This window comes from Fodinibius sp. AD559, assembly GCF_052712805.1.
In genome coordinates this window covers 12,892-37,456 of the sequence record NZ_JBQPVW010000009.1, presented here as the reverse complement: position 1 = coordinate 37,456, position 24,565 = coordinate 12,892, and the positions used below count along the sequence as shown (strand labels likewise).

Genomic DNA, 24,565 nt, shown 5'->3' with positions numbered 1-24,565 from the left:
AAACTCTGAATTAAAAATTTATAAACGTTTTAATCTAAAAAAGAGCATGCAGCACGAAAAACTGGAAAAGCAACTTGGATTGTGGGATGTATATGCAATTGCTACTGGAGCGATGTTTAGTTCCGGCTTTTTTCTATTGCCGGGTATTGCTGCAGCAATAACAGGTCCGTCGGTATTTATTGCGTATTTTGTTTCGGGACTCCTTGTGCTACCAACCATGTTTAGCGTGGCAGAGTTGGCTACAGCCATGCCCAAAGCAGGAGGGACTTATTATATTATTGACCGGAGCCTTGGTCCGGTGATGGGTACGGTTGGTGGATACGGATCCTGGTTTGCATTAGTATTAAAAAGTGCTTTTGCATTGATTGGGATGGGGGCTTATATCTCTATTTTTATCGAGGTACCTATTGTTCCGGTTGCCATAGTTCTCACCCTTGTTTTTGGTTTGTTAAATATAGTAGGTGCCAAAGAAACAACGGCGCTTCAAAAAGTTCTTGTTGCCGCTCTGATAAGTATTATGACATTTTACATCGCCCAGGGATTATTCTCTGTTTTTTCTGCTGACTTTTTTGAGGTGACCCGTAATCAGTTTACTCCTCTTTTTATTGATGGGGCTACCGGATTTTGGGCTACAGTGGGAATGGTTTTTGTATCCTATGCCGGACTCACAAAAGTAGCCAGTGTGGCCGAAGAGGTCAGAAATCCCGATAAAAATATTCCGTGGGGCATGTTCCTCTCTATTATGTCGGCGATATTTGTGTATGTAGCCGGTGTGTTTATCATGGTTTCGGTGTTGGATCCCGGTGAATTTCGAGAAGATCTTACACCCGTTGCCACGGCCGGAGAAGCTTTTATGAGTTGGTTGCCGGGAGATCTGGGTATAATACTTGTTGTGATAGCAGCGGTAGCCGCATTTGCCTCAACCGGAAATGCCGGAATTATGTCTGCTTCGCGTTATCCGTTGGCGATGGCTCGCGATAAGCTTATTGATTACCGGTTTTCAAAAATTGGTACAATGGGTACGCCGGTGATTGCAATTATTGCTACAGTATTTTTAATGATTTTCTTTCTTGTAGCTTTTGATGTTGCCCAGGTAGCAAAATTAGCCAGTGCTTTTCAGCTACTGCTGTTTGGATTACTGAATCTGGCAGTAATTGTAATGCGGGAAAGTAAAATTGAGGAATATGATCCCGGTTTTAATTCACCATTTTATCCTTGGATTCAAATAGCGGGGATGATTCTTTCGGCTGTTCTTATTTTGGAGATGGGGCTCCTCTCCATTCTCTTTACCCTGGTGGTGAGTATCTTCAGTGTAGGATGGTTTTATTACTATGCGTATGGGGAGATAGAGCGCGAAGGAGCTATCTTTCATGTAACGGCTCGTCTTGGTAAACGCAAAGATCAGGGACTCGAACGAGAAATGCGTGGTATACTTCGAGAGAAAGGACTTCGTGAAGAAGATCCTTATGAGCATGTAGTGGCCAGTGCTGCGGTTATAGATGAGCCAAATAAAAAGCTGAGTTATAAAACGATTATAAAACAGGCATCAGATATTTTTGCCGATCGTTTGAATTTGGACCGGGATTTTCTTGTTAATAATTTTTGCAAGGCTCAGGACATGGGTACGATTCCGCTTGGCAATAACACAGTTATTAATCATATTCGAGTTGATGAAGACTGTGAGCCACAGATGGTACTGGTGCGTATTCCAGAAAGTATAACTGTTTCTACCGAGGGCTTTGATGTGCTCGATGAAGATGAAACAGGAGAAGTTGAAAACTTATGTGCAATGATCTTTTTGGTGAGTTCATCTGAAAATTCCAGTCAACACTTGCGATTAATTGCACACTTGGCTGAGATGATTGATAGCAGACATTTTATTGAACGTTGGAAAAGTGCTGATAATGAATCTCAATTGCGGGAGATCTTACTAAGAGACGAACGATTTATAAATATTAAGGTTAGTAAAAGTAATATTACTCGTAAGTTCATCGGCAAAAAAATTATGGATATTGATCTTCCGGGTGAGAGTTTAATAACTATTCTAAAGCGAAACGGAGATATCAAAATTCCTCACGGCCATACGCTATTGGAAGAAGGGGATGAGTTATCGATAATAGGAGAAGTTGGAGATATAGAGAAAATAAATGAGTGGCGAAAATCAGAGGCTAATAATTAATTGGTATTCGATTAAGGCGTAAATGAATTGTTGAACAAATAATATTAAATCCAAAATAATAGGAAAGTGACAGATAACAGTAACGGTTTAACACAGAAAATTAAGAGTTTTTTCCAAAGAGACTCAGCGGCAGGTATGATGCTCTTGTATGCTACCATACTTGCCCTAATTGTAGCAAATAGTCCGCTCTATGAGTGGTATCATCATCTGTTAGAACTCCATATCTCGATAGGAGTTGGTGACTTGATGATTGATGAATCGGTTCACCATTGGATTAATGATGGGCTGATGGCCATATTTTTTCTTCTCGTTGGGTTAGAAATTAAACGGGAACTTAAATATGGTGAGCTTTCAACCGTGCAGTCAGCCTTATTACCGGCTGTAGCGGCAGTTGGTGGGGCTGCATTACCGGCGTTAATATTCTGGGGATTTAATGCAGGAACGGGCTACATGGACGGCTGGGCCATTCCGATGGCTACCGATATTGCTTTTGTAATTGGTATTGTGGCACTACTTGGCTCCCGTGTTCCGGTTTGGGCCAAGGTTTTTGTGACAGCTATTGCAGTCGTTGATGATCTGATTGCTGTGCTGGTTATTGCCTTCTTTTATACCGAATCCATAAGTATGATGGCGCTGGGCGTTGCCGGTATTTCTTTCCTCTTTTTGATGCTTCTTAATTATCGTGGAGTTAATAGAATTTCTCCGTATATGATTATTGGATTTATCATGTGGTGGGCCGTTCTAAAATCCGGTGTTCACGCAACCATCGCAGGTGTAATGCTTGGGTTTGTGATGCCGGCCAGCCGCGGATGGAGCCTGGAGCGCTTGAAAGAATACGCACAGGAAGGCTTTGATCTGTTTAAGCAGGCTGAAGACGAAGATATGTCCGTTACCAAAGAACAGGCACTTCATCACATGGAAGAAACCGTGAGTCACGCAGAATCACCTCTCCATCGCTTGGAGCACAAGCTACATTTCTCGGTATACTTTCTCATTATGCCAATATTTGCTTTTGCCAATGCCGGCGTTGTCTTTGATGCTGAAGTGATGGGACATGCATTTGTTTCGACCTTAACGTGGGGAATCGCGATTGGATTATTTATGGGTAAGCAGATAGGCATCTTAGGGTTTACCTGGATACTCACCAAGTTAGGTTTTACTGATTTGGCTGACAATAAGGAAACCTGGAAAGTAGTATATGGCGTTGCGCTGCTTGCCGGAATTGGATTTACGATGTCACTGTTTATTGCAAACCTCTCATTTGAGGCTGGATCGGAAGTTCTTGAATTTGGGAAGGTGGGAATTTTAATTGGTTCTCTTGCCAGTGGCCTATTGGGTTATTACTTCTTGAGCCGACGTCCGGATTACGGAGCAGAAACGCAACAACCCTACGATGTACCTGAGGGAAGCGAGGCAACTTCTTAATTCTCACATAACTTAGTTTGATAGTTAAAAAAGGCGACCTTCGGGTCGCCTTTTTTATTGGATATTCATTGAAGTTTATGGGGGATTGGGCAAGAAGTATGGGAAGCTTAGATGAATTCTATTCAGTGACTTTGGGATTATCAATAGAGCCTTGTAGTTGAATGGTTATTCCCTCTTTGGATTTTGGCAGTGAGATAGATAACAGTTGCTCAATATTGTTTAACACGTTGCTGAATGTTTCCGAGAAATTAGAAAGGGAAATCTTCATATTTTGAAATTCGGAATCTTGCAAGGGCTTTTTTAGAATGATGTTTCCCCGGCTGGTAAGTAAAGCCAATTCCGATTTAACGGTAGAGTTAATCTCTAATGTATCATCAGCTTGAGAGACAGGTTTTGTCCGCAGTTCTATAGATTGGAAGGGGATGGCATCGCTTGGGTAGCCAAAACCTTTGATAAAGAAACTGTACTTGTTTTGAAATGATTTTGGGGGTGTCCAAAGCAGGGAATCCAAACGAATATTATGAGTACCCTCTTTCCAAAAGTTTGTTTGTGTTTTCGAAATAGTGCCTGAATAATTCAGCTTTTGTGCTTTAACTTTTGAAAGCAGCGTTCGGGGGACAGAAAAAGTTATATTACTACCTTGAATTTCAATAGACTGATTTGCACCAAATGGGGTACCATTGACAGCACTTTGAATGCCATCAAAGGCATCACCTTGGTATGTAATTGTAAGTGAATCGGATTTAACTTCTTGCAGCTCTACCTTGTTTGTATATGAGGAGGATACAGCAGTTATAATTGCCTTATTTAAATGATGTAAGCCGTATTCGGTTCCGCCAAAATAGATATTGAGAAAATCAAAGTATCCCAGATCGAGCTTGAGTTGGTGGGCTCGTTCAATATGATTTCCGAAAATAATATTGAGGTTACTAATGACGATATCTGCCGAGAAGGGGGTAATATTAATCTCGGAATACTGAACCGATATCGAATTTGATTTTCCAATCTGTTCCTGGATAGCCTCATCAATTTGCTGTTCAGCTTGTGAGGCCGCTAAGAAATGATACCCAATGATAGCTATAACAAGTACAAGAGCACCTATGAGATAATATTTTATGTTCTTCATAGGATGCGCACTGTTTTAATTCGTTAGCTTGTTAAGGATTTCTTCAAAACTATAAGCATCTTCTTCGCTGGCTTTCATGTTGCGAAGCGTGAATTTACCCTCAGCCAGTTCATTGCCGCCTACAATAATTACATGACGTGCATTTTCGCGGTCGGCGTCCTTCATTTGTGCTTTTATCGAGCGACCGATGTAATCCATGGAGGCCGAGAGTCCGGCTTTGCGAAGTTTCGGCAGATGTTTCATTCCCCAAGTGCGTGCCTCTTCACCGAGCGTAACGATATACACATCCAGCATTTCTTCTTCCACCAGATTGATATCGAGCTCCTCACAAGCAATAAATAATCGTTCCATACCGGCTGCAAATCCCACCGCTGGGGTATGCTGTCCACCAATTTCTTCAATAAGAAGATCATAGCGACCGCCACCCCCCAACGCATCTTGTGCTCCTAAATCTGGACTAATGAGTTCAAAGGCGGTACGCGTATAGTAATCGAGTCCCCGTACTAAATACGGGTCTTCTTCGAAGGGAATTTCCAGTTCATTCAGTAATTCTTTGACTCGGGCGTAGTGTGTTTCTGTCTCCTCTGTGAGAAAATCTGTTATTACAGGCGCATCTTCAATAAATGACTGGTCTTCTTCCTCTTTAGAATCCAGAATCCGCAGGGGATTTTTTTCGAAGCGTTCCTTGGAAATATCGCTCATCTTATCAAGATGGGGACGAAAATAATCTTTGAGCGCTTCGGTATACGCCTTTCGACTTTCAGGATCTCCTACAGAGTTAATCTTTAGCGAGGTATTGGTGATACCGACGCGATCATAAATCGACATCATGAGCGCAATAATATCGACGTCAGCAGCGGGATCATCGGCGCCGATAATTTCTGCCCCGAACTGGTGGAACTGACGCTGTCGACCTTTTTGCGGCTTTTCTGCCCGGAACATTGGTCCGATATAGTAAAGATTCTGTGTGCCCCCGCGCTGCTCCAGGTGATGTTCAACGAAGGCGCGCGCTACAGGTGCGGTGCACTCGGGACGAAGCACATACTGGTCATCACCGCGTTCAAAGGCAAACATCTCTTTGGAGACGATATCAGTAAGCTGTCCCACGCCGCGAGCAATAAGCTCAGTTTGCTCCATGATGGGCGTTCGGATCTCCTCAAAGTTAAACTTTTTGGCCTCTTCGTGGATGATGCGTTCCAGTGCTTGCCATTTTTCTACTTCGCCGGGCAGGATGTCTACCATTCCCACATGCGTGCTAAAGGTCGGTTGCGCCATGAATGTAAATCAGTTCGGTTCTAAAAATTATTCGCTCCAAAGATAAGAGTCTGCCTGTAGAAATTCTCACCCAATTTCGTAAGGAGTGCTTGTAATAATGGTCTTACTTATAGTTGGCCACAGATCAACACAGATAATAGACTGATGAATACTTATAAATATCACAAGCTAACTCGTAAAATTATAAAAGGATATTACAAAGTTTATAATGAGTTGGGTACTGGCTTTCTTGAGTCAGTTTATGAGAAAGCAATGTTAATGGTAATAAAAGATAATTTTGATTTAGATGCGGTTACTCAAAAACCTATTAAAGTGCGATTTAGAAATAGAGTTGTGGGTAATTGTCAGGCAGATTTATTGGTTGAAAATAAGGTTATAGTTGAATTAAAGGCTGTTTCTAAATTATTGCCTGAGCATAAAGCACAATTGATCAATTATTTGAAAGTTACTGACATTGAATTGGGGCTTTTAATGAATTTTGGTGATAAACCCGAGTTCAAGAGATTCATTTTTGATAAGTGACTATGAGGCCACAGATCTTCACAGATTAAAGACAAATCAGTTTAAATCAGTGAAAATCTGTGGCTAAACCTACATTCCTGTCAAAACAATTTTGCCGGTGTTTTTGTTGTTTTGCATGCGCTGGTGGGCTTCTTCGGTATCCGTCCAGTCATAAATAGAATCGATGACAGGAGAGAGGGACCCGGTTTTAAGCAGTGGAAGTGCTTTTTGGGTAAAATCCTTGGTGAGATCAATTTTATATTGCTCGGATCGATTGCGCAGCGTTGATCCCATAATAGACAATCGTTTGCGGAGAATAGGTACTAAGCTTACCTCTTCGACTTTGTGTCCGCCCAAAAACGACAGGTAGACCACCCGTCCATCCATGGCCAGTACCTCCACATTTTTATGCCAATAGGGCTTGCCGATAAAATCGATAATTGCATCAACAGAATCCGGACCGACATCACTAATGATTTCTTCGGCGTAATTTTGCCCTTTATAATTGTAGGCATAATTTGCGCCCAACTCTTTTGCCGTATCCAACTTGTGCTGTTTTCCGGCGGTAGCAATGATTCTTGCATTGTATAGGTGGCGTGCCAGTTGAATAGCTGAAGTCCCCACACCGCTGCCCGCAGCATGAATGAGAACAGTTTCTTGCTCTTTCAGCTCCGCCAGCCAATCCAGTGCCTGGAAGGCTGTCAAAAAGGTTTCGGGAATGGCGGCCGCTTCTTCAAAAGACAGGTTCTCCGGAATCCCCATCGCCATATCTTCGTGGATGGTGCAGTATTCCGCATATCCGCCGCCGGCCAGTAATCCAAAGGTACGATCGCCGGCTTGCCATTTTGTAACTTCGGAACCAACTTCTTCCACAACACCTGCCATCTCGAGTCCCAATATTTCGCTGGCACCTTTAGGAGGAGGATAGTTTCCCGTACGTTGAAGCAAATCGGCACGGTTGAGCGCGGTGGCTTCTATTTTTACAAGAATGGTTTTATCCGAAAGTTTGGGATCTGGGACTGGGCCAATTTCAAGAGTATTTTGTTCATCCTGGTTGATAACGTGAATTGCTTGCATAACAGTAGAAAGTCGTTTAATTCTTTTTAGATAATAGTGCTTTTGCTTGGTTGAGAATACCCTCAATAAGCTGATTTAATTCATCAGAAATATTCATCATCCACAAGGGAAGTACATATGTAATAGTAACAACAACAGAGCGTAAAAGTATATCTAAATAGTTGTTTATGGGATGGGGGATGAGGTAAGCGACTGCGAGCGACAGTATCCCAATGAGTACTATCAGCAACATTTTCCATTGGAAAGGTTGCATGGAAAAGCGCAACCACACGTAAAATAATTTGAGCGTATTATAAATAATGATCGCTGATCCGGTACCGATAGCGGCGCCAACAATCCCGTATATAGGAATTAATAGGTAGTTTAAGATCACGGTTATGATAATGAGCAGTACCGTTGAATAGAGGTCAAACCGATAGTGCTTTGAATTAAGGATAATCGCCCCGTTAATGCCGGTTACCATATCAAACATGTTGGCCAGCCCGATAATGATAATGACCCTTGCACCTCCCGAATATTCCTCGGGGAGTATATCCATAAGATTATACAGGCTTGCAATCACTCCACAGAATAGTAATCCACCGGCCAGAACCTGATTTAGTGAAGATCGTTTGTAGATCTGTTCGATGAGGTCAAAGTTACGATCCTTGAAAGCATCTGCAATTACCGGCGATGATATTTTATAGATTGATTGCCGGGTAATGGTTATTGCCGATCCAATATAAAATGCGATGGCATAAATTCCGGTATCGTCCAGTCCAGCGAGGGAGCTGAGCATGATAATATCGATATTGGAGACAATAATGGATGCAATGCCTCCGAAAAAAGAGAACAGGCTGTAGTTCATCATCTTTTGAATGAGCGACCTGTTCAGGAAATCGAAATCGGGAATGAGTGATACGTTGGAAGTCCAGAGCATGTAGACAAAAAGAATAAAAAGGACGATGCCGTAGTTTAGGACGAACAGGATGATAAACTGATAAAAAGTGACCCATCCCATAAAATAGATGATTAGTAACAGGGCCGTTAAAATGCGGACGGCGACATCCATCAGGAATGAAGAGAGCACTGTATCGTATAGTGCCTGTACAAACTTGGTAATAACATGAAAGAAAAGAATGGAGAACGCCAGTGGAAGTATAAACCAGTAATAATCGAGAAGCAGCTCCGAGCGTTCTACAAAATATTGGGTGATCTGGGGGCGGAAGATATAGAGTCCCAATCCGAGTAATAGGAATCCCACAAGGGGAACAATAAGAGATAAAAATAGGAAGCCGTGATGATTCTCTTCTTTGTCTCTAAAAAAGGGAAAGAATCGTATGATCGTGTTTTTGATGCCCAAACTGCCCAGCTGAGTCGAGACCATAGCCAGTGACAACAGTACTCGGGTAAGTCCATACTGCTCAGGAGTGAGAATATTGGGATACATCCAGATAGTAATCACAAATCCCAGGGCTACGCCTATATAGGAGATGATCGTGTTTTGAATGCTTTGCCTGAATATGACTCCCAAAACGGTTGCTCGTTATTTAAAAAGGTATGAGAACTTAATAATATTTTTGATCGGTTATCATAGGAGTTGTGTAGAAAATATCACAATCCAAGTTTACGTTTTAAAATCTTTTTAAAAGCGGGCAAGGTGTACCGTTTATTATGGATAGAAAGCTTTTTGAGGTAGCTCAACTTACCACTGAGAATGATTTTAAAAGCCGTGTATATCTCCTCAAGTGCTATTCGGATATGGATGCTGTAGTTGTATTGATGATCTGAAAATTCATTGAATTCAAAGAGCATCATCTTTAATGATTCGAGGTATTGATTCAAATGCTGTGCTTGGTTACTTAAATTACTCCAGGAATTGGTATGCCCGCTTCGGTAGCAGCTCATTATATCCGGCAGGGCCCCGATTTTACCGTGTTCGATAGCCAGCAAGTACAGCGAGTAGTCACCGACATAGGAATCGATAAACCAGTCTGGCATATTTGTTAGCATATTGCTACGAAAAAAGACACTGTTCGTAGCACAAAATCCGCCTCCTTTCTCAATAATTTTTTCCGGATTGATAATGGACTGATCCTGTATTTTTGGAAAAATAGATTTTTTCTGCCCCTTTTTATCGACCACATAGGCGTTATGGAGTGACAGGGAAATATCCGTATTCGATTCCATGTACTCATATTGCTTTTGCAATTTTCGGGAATCGATCCAATAGTCATCACCGTCGCAAAAAGCGATATATTTCCCGCGGGCTGCTTTCAGCGTTTCCAAAAAGTTATGACGTCCGGTGGGATTACCATTTATGTAGCGCACATTTTCTCTCGAGCGCAGAAACAGCCGAATGCTATCCTGATGCTGTTCGGCTAACTGTTTGCAAATTTCTCGCGTTCCATCGGTAGATTCATCTTCTCCTATAATAATTTCTATCGGGAAATTCGTCTGTTGCTCGAGTGCACTTTTCACGCATTTTTTGATGAACGGAGCATGTTGATAGGTGGTGATACAGACTGATACCTGCGGTTCTATCTTATTTACCGCTTTTTCTGTTCCAAGGTATTCCATCCAAAATGCTTTTCAATTTCAAGAAATCGGTCATCCGTTTTAATCTCATTTATGATAACGGGATTAAGCTGACTTATCCATTCAAATCCGGTTTTATTTTTCCGGTAGACGTCATAGGGATCATCCGACGTGGAAGCGGTACTTTCTTTTAAAAAAGTTTCTGTCTGCTCTTCCATGGCAAGTCCTGCGAAATCGAAAGCTTCTTTTGTATATTTTTCGGGATCATCAGCCAATTTTTCATAGCAAAGCAGATGAAAGCGATTTGGAAAATTTTCCTGAAGGTGGAGAAACATCCGGGTGGCATCCAGCCAGCGTTCATACCCGTAGAAATCGTGTTCAGAAGTATTCTTTTTATCAGCATGCCGCCATTCTTCTAAAATATCCCATTGGTTATTGAATTCCCTTGGGGCTTTCTGCCAGGAATGTATCGTTCCACAGGGATGACGGACAATACCAACAATTTTTATTTCTGATTGTTCTAAAAGATTGTGAATGATATCGAGGTATCGCACCTCTTTCCATACCAGATGAGTACACTCTTCTTTAGAAAATGTTGGCGTTTGATTGCCGCTTATATTTTGTTTTTGACACACAAAATCATCATCCGTGTGCAATAGCTCTTCATGAAACCGGGCGATCTCTTTGGAGCTGCTTTCGGCAGTGAGACTTCCATCAAATGAATAGGCGAAAATCGGTTGATAGCGGTAAACTACCTTTGGTGAGCTGTTGAAAATTTGGCCGAGCCAAGAAGTTCCTGATCTGGGCACGCCGAAAATTGCTACGTTCTGCATATCATACCAGGTTATAGGCTGTTAAATGATCGTTGCGTATTTTTTCAGGAGAATTAAACATCATAACATCAATAATGGATAATCCGGGCACAAAATCGTTATCAAATTGTTGGTATTCTTTTAGGGATGGTTCGATGAATTGTAATGTGATGCCTTCTTTTTGGAATTCCGCTTTACTGTAAAGCTCTTTTCCACCTGTGGGATTTATATACGTTGTTATCTTCTCTTGTTTGCAGATGTCGATAAGTCGTTCTGCTTTTCCAAGATCTGTATTACGGTATTCTTCAGAGCTGATTTTAAATGTAGTATCCAGGTTCAGGTAACTGCAGGTTTGGCGGATACTTTGCATCGCCAAATCGGCAATATAGCTGCTTTCGGTATGCAGTACATTTTCAACAATGGTAAATACATCATCAAAAAAGGGGGCATTGCTATAAGAAAACTTGATCTTTCGGAGAAGCTTGCCCCGCTTTTTGTCCGTCATCGCATGTTTGACCTCGTTGATGAACTTGTTCTGTGAGGCGTCTTTGCATGGAATGGTAAAATAATTGGCCTTACCATTGACAAGCACTTTATTTCTGTTGATCCATCCCTGCGTAATAAAGTTCACATCATCATAGAAAACAAAGGTATCTACCTCAGATATTAGTTGAAAATATCCGATGTAGGGAAAGAGATATGGCTGGACAATTCCGATACTCATGTTATAAACGGCTTATAAGTTCGTGCTTCAATTTCTTTCGGTCTTGTAGAAGATCAGAGGTTTCGTTATTTGACCGTATTTTTTGATTCAAAAGCTCTTTGACCTTGTTAAAATATTGATAATTGTTCTCTCCGATAGCGGGAGCCCATTGTCCATCCGTTTCTAATTGATAGCCAAGTGTTTTCATCTGTTGTTTGCAGACGGATTCAACAATCAAGGTTTGTTTTTGGGAAAGAATATCCACGTAATTCTTTTTGTTTGATGAATCAATGGGTTTGTTCAGGTTCTTCCACAGCACATTTCGACTAGCTTCCTCGTTATCTTGCTCATTTTGGAAGCACTGTTCCTCGATATTTAGGCTTATATATTTCAACAGGGGCGTCAGGGTTTGTTCTGTATCGGTAATAAGTTGTTCATAACTCAGCTGATGGTAAGAGACGTTATAGGCATGGTGCAATGCGAGGCACTTTTTTTGATCTTCTTTCCAAGATTGTGCTGCTTCGTAGGCAGTGAAGTAAAGCATATTGTTTTTTAGCCAGGAACTTACGACATCACGGGGATCGCGATGCAGAAAAATCCAGTTTATATCAGATAAGCTGGCTATTACAAGTCCACTGTAGTTAAATAAATGTCTTTCTTTGCATACATAGCCTGACTTGTCCTCCTCTTGAGCTTTGGAAGCGTATAAGGCATCCACTGCTTCAATAAAATTCCGAGGACTGAATTCAGAATAGATATCCTCCGCTGAAATATCAAGGTTCCAGTCACTGAATGGATGATTGGCATATTTGATCAAATGTGAAATAAGCTTGATGCTGTTCTCCTTTTTTCTAAGATCCCCAAACTTTTCAACATGAGGGGTAAAGCTGTCAAAAAACTGTGGAGAAACCGGAGCTGCAAGATCGGGATGATTACCTAAAAGAACGCGGAGTAAGTTGCTGCCAGACCGTTCTGAGTAAAGGATAAAAACTCGTTTGAGTTCCATAATTAAACGCTTTTTATGATCTTACAGATTCTTGTAATCGTCTCTTCAGAAAGCTTATGATAAAAGGGGAGACATAAAATCCGTTTAGAAATTCGATTTGCAACAGGTGTAGCCCTTCCGTTTATGTAATCGAGTTTGGAAAGTAAGGGATAGAAGTACCGGCGCGTTTGGATGTTCGCTTCCGTTAACTTTTCCTGAACTTCGGTAAGCTGTTTTTCGCTGTTAAACAACACCGGATAATAAGAAAAATTGTATTCCGAATGGGATTGTATGGTAGGCTTGCTAATATCAGCATCTTCTAAATGGCGGTCATAGATTCCGCTCAGCTTTTTGCGTTGGGCAAGTACTGAATCAATATACCGGAGATTTACCAGCCCCATGGCCGCATGTAGCTCAGAATTTTTGCCGTTAATGCCTACGCCGGTAAAATTGTTTAGCCCATCGTGACCAAAATTTCGCATCAGGTTTATTTTTTGTCGCAAGTCTGGATCATCGGTGACAACGGCTCCTCCTTCTACGGTATGGAAAAGTTTTGTGGCGTGGAAACTGCATGTGCTGATATCTCCATAGTTGAAGATAGATTGCCCCTTATATTTTGTGCCAAAACAGTGGGCTGCATCATAGATAACCTTAAGATCATGGCGGTCGGCGACGGCCTGTATACTTTCAATATCGCAAGGATTTCCATAAACGTGCGTGGCAATGATGGCCGATGTTTTTGGGGTAATCGCTTCTTCAATTTTGTGAGGATCCAGGTTAAACGTATCCGGATGGATATCAACAAAAACAGGGGTGTGGTTTTCCCAAACAATACTGCTTGTGGTTGCTACATACGAAAAAGGTGTTGTAATAATTTCACCTTCCAAATTCAGGGCTTTCATAGCAATTTGAAGTGCAATAGTACCATTACTGACTAAACTGAGCTCATTGACTCCAAGATAGTTACTCAGCTTATCTTCCAGTTCCTGTACCAAAGGTCCGTTATTGGTAAGCCAGTTGCGATCCCAAATATCTGCCAGGAATGACTCGTATTCCTCACGCGGAGGCAAAAAAGGTTGTGTAACAGGTATCTTATCTTCCATCGGGTACGTTTTGTTGATGAGCTATTATATTTAAAACAGTGCTCATCAGGATTTATTAGAATGCTTGTGATAATTGTTATCTACGCTAAGGTCCAAAAAGTCGCCCAGCTTTTTCCATTTATCCGGGTTCTCAAGTTGTCCAGTAAACAGCCTGTCAGGATTTGAGTGTTCAAAAAAAGAAATAACCTCATTGTTGTAACTTTCATAAACCTTTTTGTAGTGTTCTCTTTTTCCTTTTAGGCTCATAAGGTTGTCGTTTTGGTTAAGCGTCGGACGAAAATCATCGTCGTTTTCCAGTCGTTTGTAAAATTCCGGTAATCGATTATAGACCTGACAGTGGCGAAAGGTGTTTCCCGGGGTCTTGCCACCAGAATGTCTGATCATTGAGTCGAACCATTTGTCACTATCCCGCTGAAATAAAATAAATTTAGAATTTGGAAACCGGTGATACAGCTTTTTATACATGCCGGGATGATACCACGGAGAATCTTCAAAGGCATTATGTGCGTTAAAAGAAGCAGAATTGAAAATAGCATTATAGTTGCCAGTGGAGCAAAGGTACGGCCAATTATAATAGTCTGATACCGTCCATCCGGCGACAGAATAGCCGTGATCAGCCAGGAAATCACCCGTTGAAGTCGTACCGGTTCGCTGCATGGAGATGCAAAAAACTCGTTCTTTCGTAGGCTTTAAAAGCTTGTTGAGTGTTCTTCTTGCAAATATGTTTAATCCAGCAGGAAAATAATTTGTTAACTTCTTTATCATAAAATATTCATTGTGGGAAGAGTAACCATAGATGTTAAAATCAGGGAAATTCCCCACGTGTTTAAAATGAATAAGATGGAAATAACTTGAATATTAAGGCTTCTTTCTCTTTAATCAAGTCGATATTATCCTGTGAATAATATTCACGGTACGAAAAATCATCTCGGCTGGTATTTACTTTGTTGTGTTCATAGACCACCTGAAGTTTTTCTTCAGGCCATCCAAACTGTTTTAGATACTGAAACAGATCTTCACGTAAATTTTCCTGGTGTAGGAAATCTGCATCATAAAAATGGTGCTCCTCCAGATCATCAATACTATTTATTGAGGAGAGTAACTCTAAATAGTTTTTGCCGAAAAGCTTGATGTAGTAGAGGCTGTAAATACCGATATCCAGCGTTATATCATTTTTCTGCTTGGTATTTTCCAAGTTGTAATTCAGTACAAGGTCAAGGTATTCAGAAAAGCTGAGATCCGGGAAGCTGGGAAATATCTGTTTGAGCCTTTCTTCTTTTAAAACCGGGTTCCTTTTCCACCAGCCAAAGTTATATTGTGATACATACCGGTCAAATGGGTTTCGTATCGTGCTTACAATGGGCTTATGTCGATGTTTTTGTGGAATCTCGTCGCACCCCTGATGTTGCGTCTTTATTTTTTTCCCGGTGTAGGCCAGTGCTTTCGACATGTATTTTTTGGAATAGTTCGTGCGTTCCCCGTCGAAGAGGTAATAAAAGTAGTCTGTTATTTTTTTCTCTTCGGTTTTATCGGATCTGCCATCGTAGACTTTCTTTAAGCACTGGGTGACAAATGATCCGGCATTCTTTGGAAAATGAATAAAGACAAAGTCGTTTGTTAAAATCATTGTCAGGCAAAATTAGATATAAATCTGAATCGATAAACCGATATAAATTTATTTACTAACCGAAAGGTAGCCTTCTATAATCCATTTACGAAATTTGATAAGCATTACAGCCTTCGAAAGTTGAAAAGTTAGGGTATAGGGCAGGAATAATCCCAGCGTAATTATCATTTTGAAAATTTCGCCGGCACCTTTGACGAATTTATCTGCCACTGTTTTTTCTTTCAGCTGTAATGCAATACTCTGCCCTAATCCAAGAGCTTGTCTTTTGATATATTCCTTGGTAAGCCGCTGCTTATCAACCCGGTGATACAGGTTTGCATTGGGTACGTAATAGATATCAGTATTTGCGTTTTTCAGGCGCTGGAAAAACTCTTTTTCTTCGCTGGCTTTTAATTGATTTCCCTTGCGACCGAGTTCCGTATCAAAAAAGCCGTACTCATCAAAAACGGATCGCTTAAATGCCATATTCCCGCCAAATGGATATCGGTGCCGTTTGTATTTTTTAATTCTATCCCCCCAATCGTGGTGTCCCAATAGTGGAAGCAGAAAGTGAGACATCCAATGGGGACGCGGATCGTCAAACTGAACTTCGATTTTTCCACCTGCACATTGTGCATTGGGATAAGTATCAAAAAAATGAAGCCAGTTGTTTATGAAGTCGATATCCGTTGAGATATCGTCATCAAGAAAAGTAATGATTGGATTTTTCGCCTCTTTGATACCGCGGTTGCGCGCAAATGAAAGTCCCTGCTGTGGTTCTTTTATATATTGGATATCGTGGTTGGGGTAGGTGTCGATAAATGTATGAGCAATATCAGGCGTCTCATCAGATGAGTTGTTATCGACAATCAAAAGCTCAAAACGATCGGGATCGGCTTCATTTTCGAGCAGAGATTGCAGGGTGTCCTGTAGATATTGTGCCCGGTTATAGGTACAAATAACAAAAGAAATGCCGGACGCTTTTCCCATAGTTCTTTATTCTTGATCCTGTTTTCTAAAGGACTTAACAACAATTGTAATCCCCAGAAAATATAGCGCAATATGTCCCGCCCAGGCGATGCGTCCGCCCCAAATGTTTGATGTCGGCTCAAATGTTAATTGTACCGTATGCTCACCGGCCGGAACCTCCAGCCCACGAAGCACAAAATTGGTTTTATATATTTCGGTAGGTTCTTCGTCGATGGTGGCTTCCCATCCGACGAGATAGTAGATTTCACTCAGTACTAAAAACTGTTCTTTTTCGGATCTGGTGCTGAGCGTAATTTCATTAGGTTTATAATTTTCTATAGTAACCTGAGCCGCAGTATCTGCAGATGAGCTGACTGCATCATCTGTTTCTACAATAGCTGTTGCAGAGGGATTAAAATTAGCCGAAGGTTTCATTCGGTCAACGGCCTGTTGAGGTGAATCAACGGTGGCAACAGAATCCACAAAAAAGGCTTTGGGTAATACATCATTGTTGCGGTACACCCGCTGGTTATTTTTACTGAATACCTCCGTATATCCCCCAAAGGGAAGTTGCTGCTGAATGGTAATATATTTTGTATTCAGCATGTCCAGAACAGCGTGATTAAAGCCCGTTTGATTATCCATTAACAAGTGATCGATCAGGTCTTGGTAATGGGCCAGCTTTGCCCCGGAGTATCCGCCCAGGGTAGGATAAAAATACGAGGGAATGGCGTTGTTAAAGGGATTGCGATCCAATGCAAAGGCACGATAGGGATAGCCGTCTCCGGAATTAATATTCTGCATAATAAATTTATCGGCCGGTGTTTGCTGCTGTTGGATCATTTGCTCGGCTTCAAGGGCATCCGAAGCCATTTGATCTTCATTAACGTAGCGGCTGTCAACGCTGAGCATATCGTAGGCCGCAAGAACGAGCAAGCCAATGAGCAGATATCCTTTACTGACTTTCCGTTTTACAAATCCGACAATAAGTCCCCCTGCAAGTAAGGCCAAAATAAGATAGCGGATCGAATCACTACTGGCCATATCTTTGCGATCGGGTTTTAGCCGCGTGTTGATAAAGTTTTGAACACGCTGTTGTACCTGGGGATTATCAGGCGATACATTGTTCTGTTGTGCAACTTGTTGAGCGTACTGTTTGAATTCTCCCGGCTTTTCAAAAGAAAGCAGCGCGTTACTGCCGAAGGCAAAAATAACGCCCAAACCGATGGCAATACCCAGTGGGGTATATAATTCTTTTATGGATTTCTGCTTGTCTTTTGCGATATCAAACAGAGCTTCGATACCATATACAGCCAAGACCGCAAAACAGAAAACGGTTGCAATAAGCCAGGTTTCGGGCACGCGGAATTTATCAAAATAGGGGATATAGTTGAATGCAAATTCATTGAATGCCGGCAGGTTGTGGCCCAGCGAAAACATGAGGGTCAGCGAACCCACGCCAAAGAAGAGGTACTTTATTTTCTTGCGGTATGCGAAAAGTCCTATTAAGGCTAAGATGAAAGCGATGGCTCCGAAGTAGTGCGGACCGCTGGTAAACGATTTTGGTCCCCAGTAGGCTTCGCCGGATGATCCGCCATAGAGTCCCGGGATGATGAGTGTTAATAGCTCTCCAACCCCCTGCGACCAGCTGAAAGCATATTCGAGTGTTAATCCCCCACTACCTGATGTTTCGAGGGTGGATCCTGCCCGGGTACTGTATTGTGAATATTCGTAGAGCCGCCAGTATAAATCGATGCTGCAGATGATTCCCAGAACACCCGCTCCAAAGGCGATCCCGGTGCGCTGCGCCCAATCCCATAGTTCATCTTTTTTATAGGCCAGCCAGCTGTCGTACATCCACCAAAAACCCAGCAGGTACAAAAAGTAATAAGTTATCTGGGGATGGTTCGCCCGGAGCTGTAGCGTCACCGCCAGTGCAAAAGTAAAAAAGGCTAACAGTTTTTTTTGAGATCGGGAGATCAGATAATAGCCTACAAACATCCAGGGGATAAACGCAAAGGCCATAAATTTAGCGTAGTGACCCGCCTCAATAACGATGGGCAGATAGGTTGTAAATCCCATAAGGATAGCCCCAATGGCGGCCGAAAACGGGCGAACTTTTTGAACGACAAAAAAGACATATGCGCCGCTCAATAATATCCAAAAGAACGCCAGGGGATGAGTTTGTCCTCCGATCCACTTAAAGAAAGAATCGATACTGGGTGGGGGCGGAGGATTATGTATGACAGTTGACGGCATTCCTGAAAACATATTGGATGCCCAAAGCGGGTGCTCACCGTAGGTGTCAACATGTTCTATGACAGACTCGGCACCGGCCCGCCACTGCAGAACGTCGTTGCCCAGAAATTGCTTGCCGCCAAAAAAGATGGCTGAGTATAGCAACAGCGGTAGGATAAAAAGCACAGCCAGTGAAATCCAATGTTTCTTATTGGCTGATAGTTTTGAAATAAAATCTTCCTTTAAAGAATGGGTTTGTTCTTTGTTAGAACTCAAGGCAATGGACTTAATGCAATTTAAAATATGTCATCCTGAACTTATATGCAGGATCTAAGTTTTGGAGTATATTCAGATGCTATCCCGAATAGTCGGGACAGCATGACATGAGTAATATTATTCAATAACACGCGGCACGCGGAAGTAATCGGTGTCAGCATCGGGTGCGTTTTTAAGGGCATCTTCGTGCGAAAGCGGTTCTTTAGCTTTATCATCACGCAGGCGATATTCCAGATCAATAACGTGCTCGAGTGGTTCTACATCAGATGTGTCGAGTTCTTCGAGGGTAGTCATATAGTCAAGAATCTGGTTCATATCATTCACCAACGATTCCGTTTCCTCTTCATTCAGTTGTAGACGAGCCAGATCGGCAACGTAGTTTACGTCCTTTTTTGTTACAGACATGAAGTTTAGTTTTAGTAGTTATAAATGGCAAATAAGTTAAGAAAACAGCAGCTAAGTTTACAATTCTTTCGAAGCCTTCTGTGAACGGTATTTTGTTGTCAACAGCTGTGGATAGTTACTTTAATAATTGGCATTTTACGCATTAAACTAAATAATATAGGATGATAAAAGAGAAAATAACTATTGTTAATGATGCCGGTTTGCATGCACGACCTGCTGCTGCATTGGTAAAGTTGGCATCGAAGTATGAGTCAGATTTTTACATCCATTTGTATGGGTATAAGATAAATGGTAAGAGTATTCTGGGGGTAATGACCCTTGCTGCTGAAAAAGGAGCAGAGCTTGAGCTGGAACTTGACGGCCCTGATGAGGAAGAAGCTTTTGAGGCTATTAGTGAGCTGATTAATGATGGATTTGGTGAAGTTTACGAGGATGAAAATGAGTGACCAGGTGGATCATAAAGAGAGGTATATTTCCGGGGCTCCTGCCTGTCCTGGTATTGTGATTGGTAATGCCAGTCTTTACCAACGCGTGCGTCCGCATATCTCTGATACTCAAATTGCCGATGATGAGGTAGAAGATCACATCCATAAATTCTATGAGGCTCTTGATATAGCCGAGGATGAACTTGAGATATTGCTGAAGAATACTGATATGGAAGATTTGTCTGACCTCATTCAGATGCAGATTGCCATCTTAAAAGATCCGGAACTTCACGATCGGGTGGAGCAAGAAATTTCAGCAAATAACAAACCGGTTGATTCAGCAGTAGAAAGTATTTTTCGAAATTACCTGCAGGTAATTCGCGAAAATCATGGAGAGACGTTCCAAAATAAATCAGTGGATATTTCTGATATCCGCGATCGTTTGTTACAGATCATCCACAACAAAGGGGATGAAATTAAAGAGGGTACGATCTTGGTAGCCCAAGAAATGAGTCCCCGGGAGATTATTTCATTTTCCAGCCGTGATATCAAAGGATTAATTACTGATCGGGGCGGAGCCACATCACATGCTGCAATTATTGCCCGGTCGATGAATATCCCTACAGTAGTAGGAGCTAAAAGGGCGACTGAAATTATCAACTCTGATGATGAAGTGGTGCTTGATGGACGTAACGGAGAGGTGATTGTTTATCCTAAAAATGAAACACGGCAAAAATATGAAAGTCTGATTGAGCAGCAGAGTAAAAGGCAGGCTGATTTTGAGTCTTTGTGTAAAAAGCCGAATAAAACATCTGATGGAAAACCATTTACGCTGCAGGCTAATATCGAGTTTGCCGAGGAGCTGAGTATCGCCAATAAATATCAGGCTCAAGGGGTGGGATTGCTGCGAACAGAGTCTATTTATCTAAGCCGAAAACATTTTCAAAATATTGATCACCAGGTAGCTTTTTATACTTCCATTCTTGAACTGACCGCTCCCCATCAGGTTACAATACGATTGTTTGATGTGGGAGGAGATAAGTTTTTTGGTGATGAAGAAAAGGAACAGAATCCTTTTCTCGGCTGGAGGGGAATTAGAATGTTATTGGAGCAGCCGGAATTGTTAAAAAATCAGCTGCGGGCTATCTTTAAAACATCCGGAAGCTTTATGGGACGTATTCGCATATTGGTCCCGATGGTTTCAGCGATGGATGAAATTCGTAAGCTTAAAAACATTATTGGGGAGATTCAGGAAGAGTTAATAAGTGAGGGAATTAACATTGACAAAAATATACCGCTGGGGTTAATGGTAGAGGTACCGAGTGTGGCTCTTAAGGCTAATCTTTTTGCCCGTCATGCAGATTTCTTAAGTATTGGTACTAATGATCTTACGCAGTACGTCTTGGCAGTAGATCGGGGGAATGAGCGTATATCGAATTTGTACGATCAGCGTCATCCAGCTATCTGGTGGTTAATAAAAGAAGTTGCCGAAGCCGGTGAACGTAATAAAATACCGGTAAGTGTATGTGGAGAGCTGGCCTCCGATCCGATTGCAGCCAGTTGCTTAATGGGGCTCGGAATTGATACGTTGAGCATGAATGCGGTGGTATTGCCATCGGTAAAGCAGATGTTGCGATCGTATTCTCACGCTGAAATGCAACAGCTGGCTAAAAAAGTATTACAAGCTGAAACGTTGGATGATATTGATAATTTATTTTCAAATTGGGAGACAAAAGGATAAGTGTATATGGATCTGAAGGACATTAAATCGATTGATAGTCAAAATATGTGGGAGTTTTTAACCACCTTTCCCAAGCAGTGGAAAGAAGCTGTAAAGAATACAAAGGATATTGAGTTGTCCATTGATAAAGAAGATATCTCCAATATATGTTTTGCAGGGATGGGCGGCTCCGCAATGGGAGCTGATCTTATCCGGTCGTTTTGCTACGACAGTAGTCCATATCCTATTCAGGTAGTGCGACACTATGAAATACCAGAATGGGTGGATGAGGACACCTTGTTTATAGCGTGTAGCTTTTCTGGTAATACGGAAGAGACGTTAAAGGCTTTAACGGCTGCGCGAGAAAAGGGTGCACAAATTATAGCCGTAACATCTGGCGGTGAGCTGATGGTAAAGGCAGCTAAGGAGGAATTTGATTACATTAAAATCCCCGGGGGAATGCCTCCGCGTGCAGCACTTGGATATAGTTTTGTGCCGTTGTATCGAATTTTTCAACACTTGGGAATAGTCGACGAGCGTGATGGGGCATTGAAAGATACAGCTCGATTTTTATCCGAGCAGAATGATATATTTTCAAATCCACAAGATAACGAAGCACTAAACTTAGCGGAAGAGATTAACGATACGTTACCGATTGTTTACTCCGATGCTACAATGATGGAGTCGGTGAATATTAGGTGGCGAAATCAGTTTGCAGAAAATGCTAAGACGTTGGCATACGGTAATACGCTTCCGGAAATGAATCACAATGAAATTGTAGGTTGGGAGCGTATTGTACACCTAACCGGCCGCTTGTCGGTGATCTTATTGGTTGACAAGGAGGATAATCCGAGGATACAGCGCCGTATGGAGATTGTGGAGGAGCTGGTAGAAGATCAAACTGCTTCACTCCATATCCTGAAAACAAGAGGACAAACACGTCTCACACGTATGTTTTCACTCATTCAATTGGCTGACTGGACAAGCTTCTATCTGGCAATAGTGAATAATATAGATCCTACGCCCATTACTAAAATAGATCTTCTTAAAAGTAAGTTGGCTGAAGCATAATATTTAACCCTTAGTATTTCAGAACATTGAGTTCAACATTTGATCAGTCTGTATTTCTTCAACAATTGAATACCCAATGGTTGGGGCACAGCGTTCGGTATTTTGAGGAGTTAGAGTCAACGAATACCTATCTAAAAAAACTGGCACCCGAAAAAATAGAACATGGACTGTTTTGTTTGACGGATTATCAAACGAGGGGACGGGGACAATATGAGCGGAGATGGGAGACCGAAAAAGGACGAAACCTTACATTTTCGATTGTGCTTACACCTGCCGATACCGGACGTTTTCATGTCTTGACCTTAGCTTGTGCATTAGCGATAGTTGAGAAGCTAAATGACTTTTTAAGTGCATCATGTGCAGCTATAAAATGGCCCAATGATATTATCCTGAATGATAAAAAAACGGCCGGCATTTTAACAGAAACGGTTTTTAGCGGTAATACTTTTGATCGTTTAATTATTGGGATTGGTTTGAATATCAATCAGCAAAAATTCTCCGATGAGTTAGAAGATATTGCCACCTCTGTTTCGCTGGAGAAGGGAGAAACCATAAATCGCGAGAAATTTTTGGCAGATCTGCTAAACCGCATTGAGTATAAATATACATTATGGGAGCAGCAGCAAGCATCTTTAATAAAGGCGATTAACCGGAATATTATTGGATACGGGCAATGGATTGGTCTCAAAATTGATGATGAGATACAAGATGAATTGTATAAGTTATTGGGTATTGATGAGAACGGAGCATTACTGATGTTGAACAGAGATGGCGGAATAGATTCATTTTCTTATGAGCAGATCCAACTCGTTACCAATTGAACAGGCCGTTAAGGAGTCGATAGATTCTACTTTTGATAGTACAGCGCCCGTGTTGATTATCGCAGTTAGCGGCGGCATAGATTCTATGAGTTTACTCCATAGCTTGTATAGGTTTAATATTTCGGGAATTGTTGCGCATGTGAACTATCAGAAGCGAGGAGAGGCCTCTGATAAAGATGCTGAGCTTGTAGCTGAGCAAGCAGAGAAATGGGGATTTGAGTTTGAGCTTAAAAAAGCCAATCTCAACGAAGCCCGGGGACAAAACTTTCAGCGGTGGGCACGCGATGTTCGATACCGCTTTTTTAGGGATTTGGCCGAGGAGTATGATGCCGATGGGATTGCGTTGGCCCATCACCGAGACGATCAGGTAGAAACGATATTGCAAAAACTTCTGCGCGGTGCGGGCATGGTCAGCTGGAGTAGTATGGATGTATGGGATGGAGAGCTTTTTCGTCCGTTGTTACCAATTTCACGCGAACAAATTGAACAATATGCTGAACAAAAAGAAATTCCATATCGAATTGATAAATCTAATTTAGAAAATGATTTTGCCCGGAACTTTTTGCGCAATGAGTGGACGGATAGACTATCAGAATTTTTCCCGGGATGGGAAGAGAATATACTTAGCGTAGGGGATGAGGCTCAAAACTATGAAGATGCACTGGAATGGATTGTCAACCGGATTTCCGATAAAGATGGCCTCAATAAACAAGCTTTTGATGATTTAGATCCGGGGTTGCAGCGGTCATTAGTGTTGTACCTGATCAAAAAACAAAAACCGGGTATTCAAATATCACAACAAAATTTACATCGCGTTAGCGAGCTAAAAAAATTACAAACGGGAAAAAAGATTGGGATTACCTCAGAGTTCTCGATCGTCCGGGATCGTGAATATTATGTGATCACTCGAAGTGGGGAGAACACTTTTAAGCCCCAGACATTTACGCGAAGCAAGTTGGGGAATTTTAAAGTTGAGGTTGGTGACCATATGCTAACTGTAGAACAATTTGGCGAACCTGATTTGAGCAAAGCTCTCTTTATGGATGCCGATAAAATATCCTGGCCTATCACAATACGTCAATGGGAAGAGGGGGACCGATTACAGCCATTGGGAATGCAGGGGCATCAAACCGTTGCAGAACACTTAACAAACCGTAAAGTAAGTGCTGCTGATAAACAGAAAGCACTTGTCATAGAATCTTTTGAAGAAACGATCTGTGCTCTTATCTTTCCGCCAATTAAAAATCAGTCATCCCCGGGCACAATTTCGGAACAGGTTAAGTGTGATTCCGAAACAAAATATTGCCTTACAATAAAGTAATTACTCCAAT

The 24,565-nt window shown here is 41.7% G+C and carries 22 protein-coding genes; 8 read left to right on the top strand and 14 right to left on the bottom strand.

Features of this window, described 5'->3' with window-relative positions; all coding sequences use genetic code 11:
- Positions 1–46: 46 nt before the first annotated feature.
- Together ACQ4LT_RS14030 and nhaA are read left to right on the top strand one after the other, a co-directional pair.
- Positions 47–2,179: an amino acid permease gene (locus tag ACQ4LT_RS14030; RefSeq protein ID WP_445666687.1), complete on the top strand. Its 2,133-nt coding sequence runs from the start codon at positions 47–49 to the stop codon at positions 2,177–2,179.
- A gap of 66 nt (positions 2,180–2,245) precedes the next feature.
- Complete coding sequence (nhaA, locus tag ACQ4LT_RS14025) at positions 2,246–3,604, top strand: Na+/H+ antiporter NhaA (RefSeq protein ID WP_445666686.1); 1,359 nt, start codon at positions 2,246–2,248, stop codon at positions 3,602–3,604.
- 118 nt (positions 3,605–3,722) lie between these two features.
- Here the strand turns inward: nhaA and ACQ4LT_RS14020 are convergent, their stop codons facing one another.
- Both ACQ4LT_RS14020 and hisS read right to left on the bottom strand, forming a co-directional pair.
- Positions 3,723–4,730 carry a hypothetical protein gene (locus ACQ4LT_RS14020; RefSeq protein WP_445666685.1) on the bottom strand — a complete coding sequence of 336 codons (1,008 nt, stop codon included), beginning with the start codon at positions 4,728–4,730 and terminating at the stop codon, positions 3,723–3,725.
- Between the two features lie 15 nt (positions 4,731–4,745).
- Positions 4,746–6,005, bottom strand: coding sequence for a histidine--tRNA ligase (hisS, locus tag ACQ4LT_RS14015; RefSeq protein ID WP_445666684.1), 1,260 nt, complete (start codon positions 6,003–6,005; stop codon positions 4,746–4,748).
- Positions 6,006–6,149: 144 nt separating this feature from the next.
- Here hisS and ACQ4LT_RS14010 point away from each other — a divergent pair, with 144 nt between their 5' ends.
- Positions 6,150–6,527 (top strand): GxxExxY protein, encoded by a 378-nt coding sequence (locus ACQ4LT_RS14010; protein WP_445666683.1) that lies wholly within the window; start codon positions 6,150–6,152, stop codon positions 6,525–6,527.
- Between the two features lie 69 nt (positions 6,528–6,596).
- On the opposite strand, the gene ACQ4LT_RS14005 is transcribed toward ACQ4LT_RS14010, so the two are convergent.
- The 12 genes from ACQ4LT_RS14005 to gatC all read right to left on the bottom strand — a co-directional run bounded on the left by ACQ4LT_RS14005 (position 6,597) and on the right by gatC (position 19,197).
- Positions 6,597–7,583 carry an NAD(P)H-quinone oxidoreductase gene (locus tag ACQ4LT_RS14005; protein WP_445666682.1) on the bottom strand — a complete coding sequence of 329 codons (987 nt, stop codon included), beginning with the start codon at positions 7,581–7,583 and terminating at the stop codon, positions 6,597–6,599.
- Between the two features lie 16 nt (positions 7,584–7,599).
- On the bottom strand, positions 7,600–9,096 hold the full coding sequence (locus tag ACQ4LT_RS14000) for a lipopolysaccharide biosynthesis protein (RefSeq protein ID WP_445666681.1): 1,497 nt from the start codon (positions 9,094–9,096) through the stop codon (positions 7,600–7,602).
- A gap of 80 nt (positions 9,097–9,176) precedes the next feature.
- Positions 9,177–10,142, bottom strand: a complete 966-nt coding sequence (locus ACQ4LT_RS13995) for a glycosyltransferase family 2 protein (protein WP_445666680.1) — start codon at positions 10,140–10,142, stop codon at positions 9,177–9,179.
- Positions 10,112–10,933, bottom strand: a complete 822-nt coding sequence (locus ACQ4LT_RS13990) for a sulfotransferase family protein (protein WP_445666679.1) — start codon at positions 10,931–10,933, stop codon at positions 10,112–10,114. Before ACQ4LT_RS13990 ends, ACQ4LT_RS13995 begins: the two co-directional genes overlap by 31 nt.
- Position 10,934: 1 nt before the next feature.
- A complete protein-coding gene (locus tag ACQ4LT_RS13985; protein ID WP_445666678.1) occupies positions 10,935–11,636 on the bottom strand; it encodes a WbqC family protein in 702 nt (233 codons plus the stop codon).
- 1 nt (position 11,637) lies between these two features.
- Positions 11,638–12,621 (bottom strand): sulfotransferase, encoded by a 984-nt coding sequence (locus tag ACQ4LT_RS13980; RefSeq protein WP_445666677.1) that lies wholly within the window; start codon positions 12,619–12,621, stop codon positions 11,638–11,640.
- Between the two features lie 2 nt (positions 12,622–12,623).
- Entirely contained in the window at positions 12,624–13,703 is a 1,080-nt protein-coding gene (locus ACQ4LT_RS13975; protein ID WP_445666676.1) for a DegT/DnrJ/EryC1/StrS family aminotransferase, read from the bottom strand.
- A 45-nt stretch (positions 13,704–13,748) separates the two neighbouring features.
- Complete coding sequence (locus tag ACQ4LT_RS13970) at positions 13,749–14,468, bottom strand: sulfotransferase (protein WP_445666675.1); 720 nt, start codon at positions 14,466–14,468, stop codon at positions 13,749–13,751.
- Positions 14,469–14,529: 61 nt separating this feature from the next.
- Positions 14,530–15,330: a sulfotransferase family 2 domain-containing protein gene (locus ACQ4LT_RS13965; RefSeq protein WP_445666674.1), complete on the bottom strand. Its 801-nt coding sequence runs from the start codon at positions 15,328–15,330 to the stop codon at positions 14,530–14,532.
- Positions 15,331–15,378: 48 nt separating this feature from the next.
- Positions 15,379–16,299, bottom strand: coding sequence for a glycosyltransferase (locus ACQ4LT_RS13960; protein ID WP_445666673.1), 921 nt, complete (start codon positions 16,297–16,299; stop codon positions 15,379–15,381).
- A gap of 6 nt (positions 16,300–16,305) precedes the next feature.
- A complete protein-coding gene (locus ACQ4LT_RS13955) occupies positions 16,306–18,792 on the bottom strand; it encodes a YfhO family protein (RefSeq protein ID WP_445666672.1) in 2,487 nt (828 codons plus the stop codon).
- A 117-nt stretch (positions 18,793–18,909) separates the two neighbouring features.
- Positions 18,910–19,197: an Asp-tRNA(Asn)/Glu-tRNA(Gln) amidotransferase subunit GatC gene (gene gatC, locus ACQ4LT_RS13950; RefSeq protein WP_445666671.1), complete on the bottom strand. Its 288-nt coding sequence runs from the start codon at positions 19,195–19,197 to the stop codon at positions 18,910–18,912.
- A 161-nt stretch (positions 19,198–19,358) separates the two neighbouring features.
- Between gatC and ACQ4LT_RS13945 the strand changes: the two genes are divergently transcribed.
- Genes ACQ4LT_RS13945 through tilS form a run of 5 tightly spaced genes read left to right on the top strand, consistent with a single transcriptional unit; the run spans position 19,359 to position 24,555 of the window.
- Positions 19,359–19,643 (top strand): HPr family phosphocarrier protein, encoded by a 285-nt coding sequence (locus tag ACQ4LT_RS13945; RefSeq protein WP_445666670.1) that lies wholly within the window; start codon positions 19,359–19,361, stop codon positions 19,641–19,643.
- The gene (gene ptsP, locus ACQ4LT_RS13940) at positions 19,636–21,363 is read left to right on the top strand and encodes a phosphoenolpyruvate--protein phosphotransferase (RefSeq protein WP_445666669.1); all 1,728 of its coding nucleotides are present in this window, start codon (positions 19,636–19,638) and stop codon (positions 21,361–21,363) included. Before ACQ4LT_RS13945 ends, ptsP begins: the two co-directional genes overlap by 8 nt.
- A gap of 6 nt (positions 21,364–21,369) precedes the next feature.
- Positions 21,370–22,413, top strand: a complete 1,044-nt coding sequence (locus ACQ4LT_RS13935) for a bifunctional phosphoglucose/phosphomannose isomerase (RefSeq protein ID WP_445666668.1) — start codon at positions 21,370–21,372, stop codon at positions 22,411–22,413.
- A gap of 26 nt (positions 22,414–22,439) precedes the next feature.
- Positions 22,440–23,234 (top strand): biotin--[acetyl-CoA-carboxylase] ligase, encoded by a 795-nt coding sequence (locus tag ACQ4LT_RS13930; RefSeq protein ID WP_445666667.1) that lies wholly within the window; start codon positions 22,440–22,442, stop codon positions 23,232–23,234.
- Positions 23,206–24,555 (top strand): tRNA lysidine(34) synthetase TilS, encoded by a 1,350-nt coding sequence (gene tilS, locus ACQ4LT_RS13925; RefSeq protein WP_445666666.1) that lies wholly within the window; start codon positions 23,206–23,208, stop codon positions 24,553–24,555. The genes ACQ4LT_RS13930 and tilS overlap by 29 nt, the downstream gene beginning before the upstream one ends.
- Positions 24,556–24,565: the final 10 nt, after the last annotated feature.

What these genes read in the sequence shown, in the direction of transcription:
- ACQ4LT_RS14030 (WP_445666687.1), top strand. Translation starts at nt 47, where the DNA reads ATGCAGCACGAAAAACTGGAAAAGCAACTTGGATTGTGGGATGTATAT.
- ACQ4LT_RS14020 (WP_445666685.1), bottom strand. Translation starts at nt 4,730, where the DNA reads ATGAAGAACATAAAATATTATCTCATAGGTGCTCTTGTACTTGTTATA.
- hisS (WP_445666684.1), bottom strand. Translation starts at nt 6,005, where the DNA reads ATGGCGCAACCGACCTTTAGCACGCATGTGGGAATGGTAGACATCCTG.
- ACQ4LT_RS14010 (WP_445666683.1), top strand. Translation starts at nt 6,150, where the DNA reads ATGAATACTTATAAATATCACAAGCTAACTCGTAAAATTATAAAAGGA.
- ACQ4LT_RS14005 (WP_445666682.1), bottom strand. Translation starts at nt 7,583, where the DNA reads ATGCAAGCAATTCACGTTATCAACCAGGATGAACAAAATACTCTTGAA.
- ACQ4LT_RS13995 (WP_445666680.1), bottom strand. Translation starts at nt 10,142, where the DNA reads ATGGAATACCTTGGAACAGAAAAAGCGGTAAATAAGATAGAACCGCAG.
- ACQ4LT_RS13990 (WP_445666679.1), bottom strand. Translation starts at nt 10,933, where the DNA reads ATGCAGAACGTAGCAATTTTCGGCGTGCCCAGATCAGGAACTTCTTGG.
- ACQ4LT_RS13985 (WP_445666678.1), bottom strand. Translation starts at nt 11,636, where the DNA reads ATGAGTATCGGAATTGTCCAGCCATATCTCTTTCCCTACATCGGATAT.
- ACQ4LT_RS13980 (WP_445666677.1), bottom strand. Translation starts at nt 12,621, where the DNA reads ATGGAACTCAAACGAGTTTTTATCCTTTACTCAGAACGGTCTGGCAGC.
- ACQ4LT_RS13975 (WP_445666676.1), bottom strand. Translation starts at nt 13,703, where the DNA reads ATGGAAGATAAGATACCTGTTACACAACCTTTTTTGCCTCCGCGTGAG.
- ACQ4LT_RS13970 (WP_445666675.1), bottom strand. Translation starts at nt 14,468, where the DNA reads ATGATAAAGAAGTTAACAAATTATTTTCCTGCTGGATTAAACATATTT.
- ACQ4LT_RS13965 (WP_445666674.1), bottom strand. Translation starts at nt 15,330, where the DNA reads ATGATTTTAACAAACGACTTTGTCTTTATTCATTTTCCAAAGAATGCC.
- ACQ4LT_RS13960 (WP_445666673.1), bottom strand. Translation starts at nt 16,299, where the DNA reads ATGGGAAAAGCGTCCGGCATTTCTTTTGTTATTTGTACCTATAACCGG.
- gatC (WP_445666671.1), bottom strand. Translation starts at nt 19,197, where the DNA reads ATGTCTGTAACAAAAAAGGACGTAAACTACGTTGCCGATCTGGCTCGT.
- ACQ4LT_RS13945 (WP_445666670.1), top strand. Translation starts at nt 19,359, where the DNA reads ATGATAAAAGAGAAAATAACTATTGTTAATGATGCCGGTTTGCATGCA.
- ptsP (WP_445666669.1), top strand. Translation starts at nt 19,636, where the DNA reads ATGAGTGACCAGGTGGATCATAAAGAGAGGTATATTTCCGGGGCTCCT.
- ACQ4LT_RS13935 (WP_445666668.1), top strand. Translation starts at nt 21,370, where the DNA reads ATGGATCTGAAGGACATTAAATCGATTGATAGTCAAAATATGTGGGAG.
- tilS (WP_445666666.1), top strand. Translation starts at nt 23,206, where the DNA reads ATGAGCAGATCCAACTCGTTACCAATTGAACAGGCCGTTAAGGAGTCG.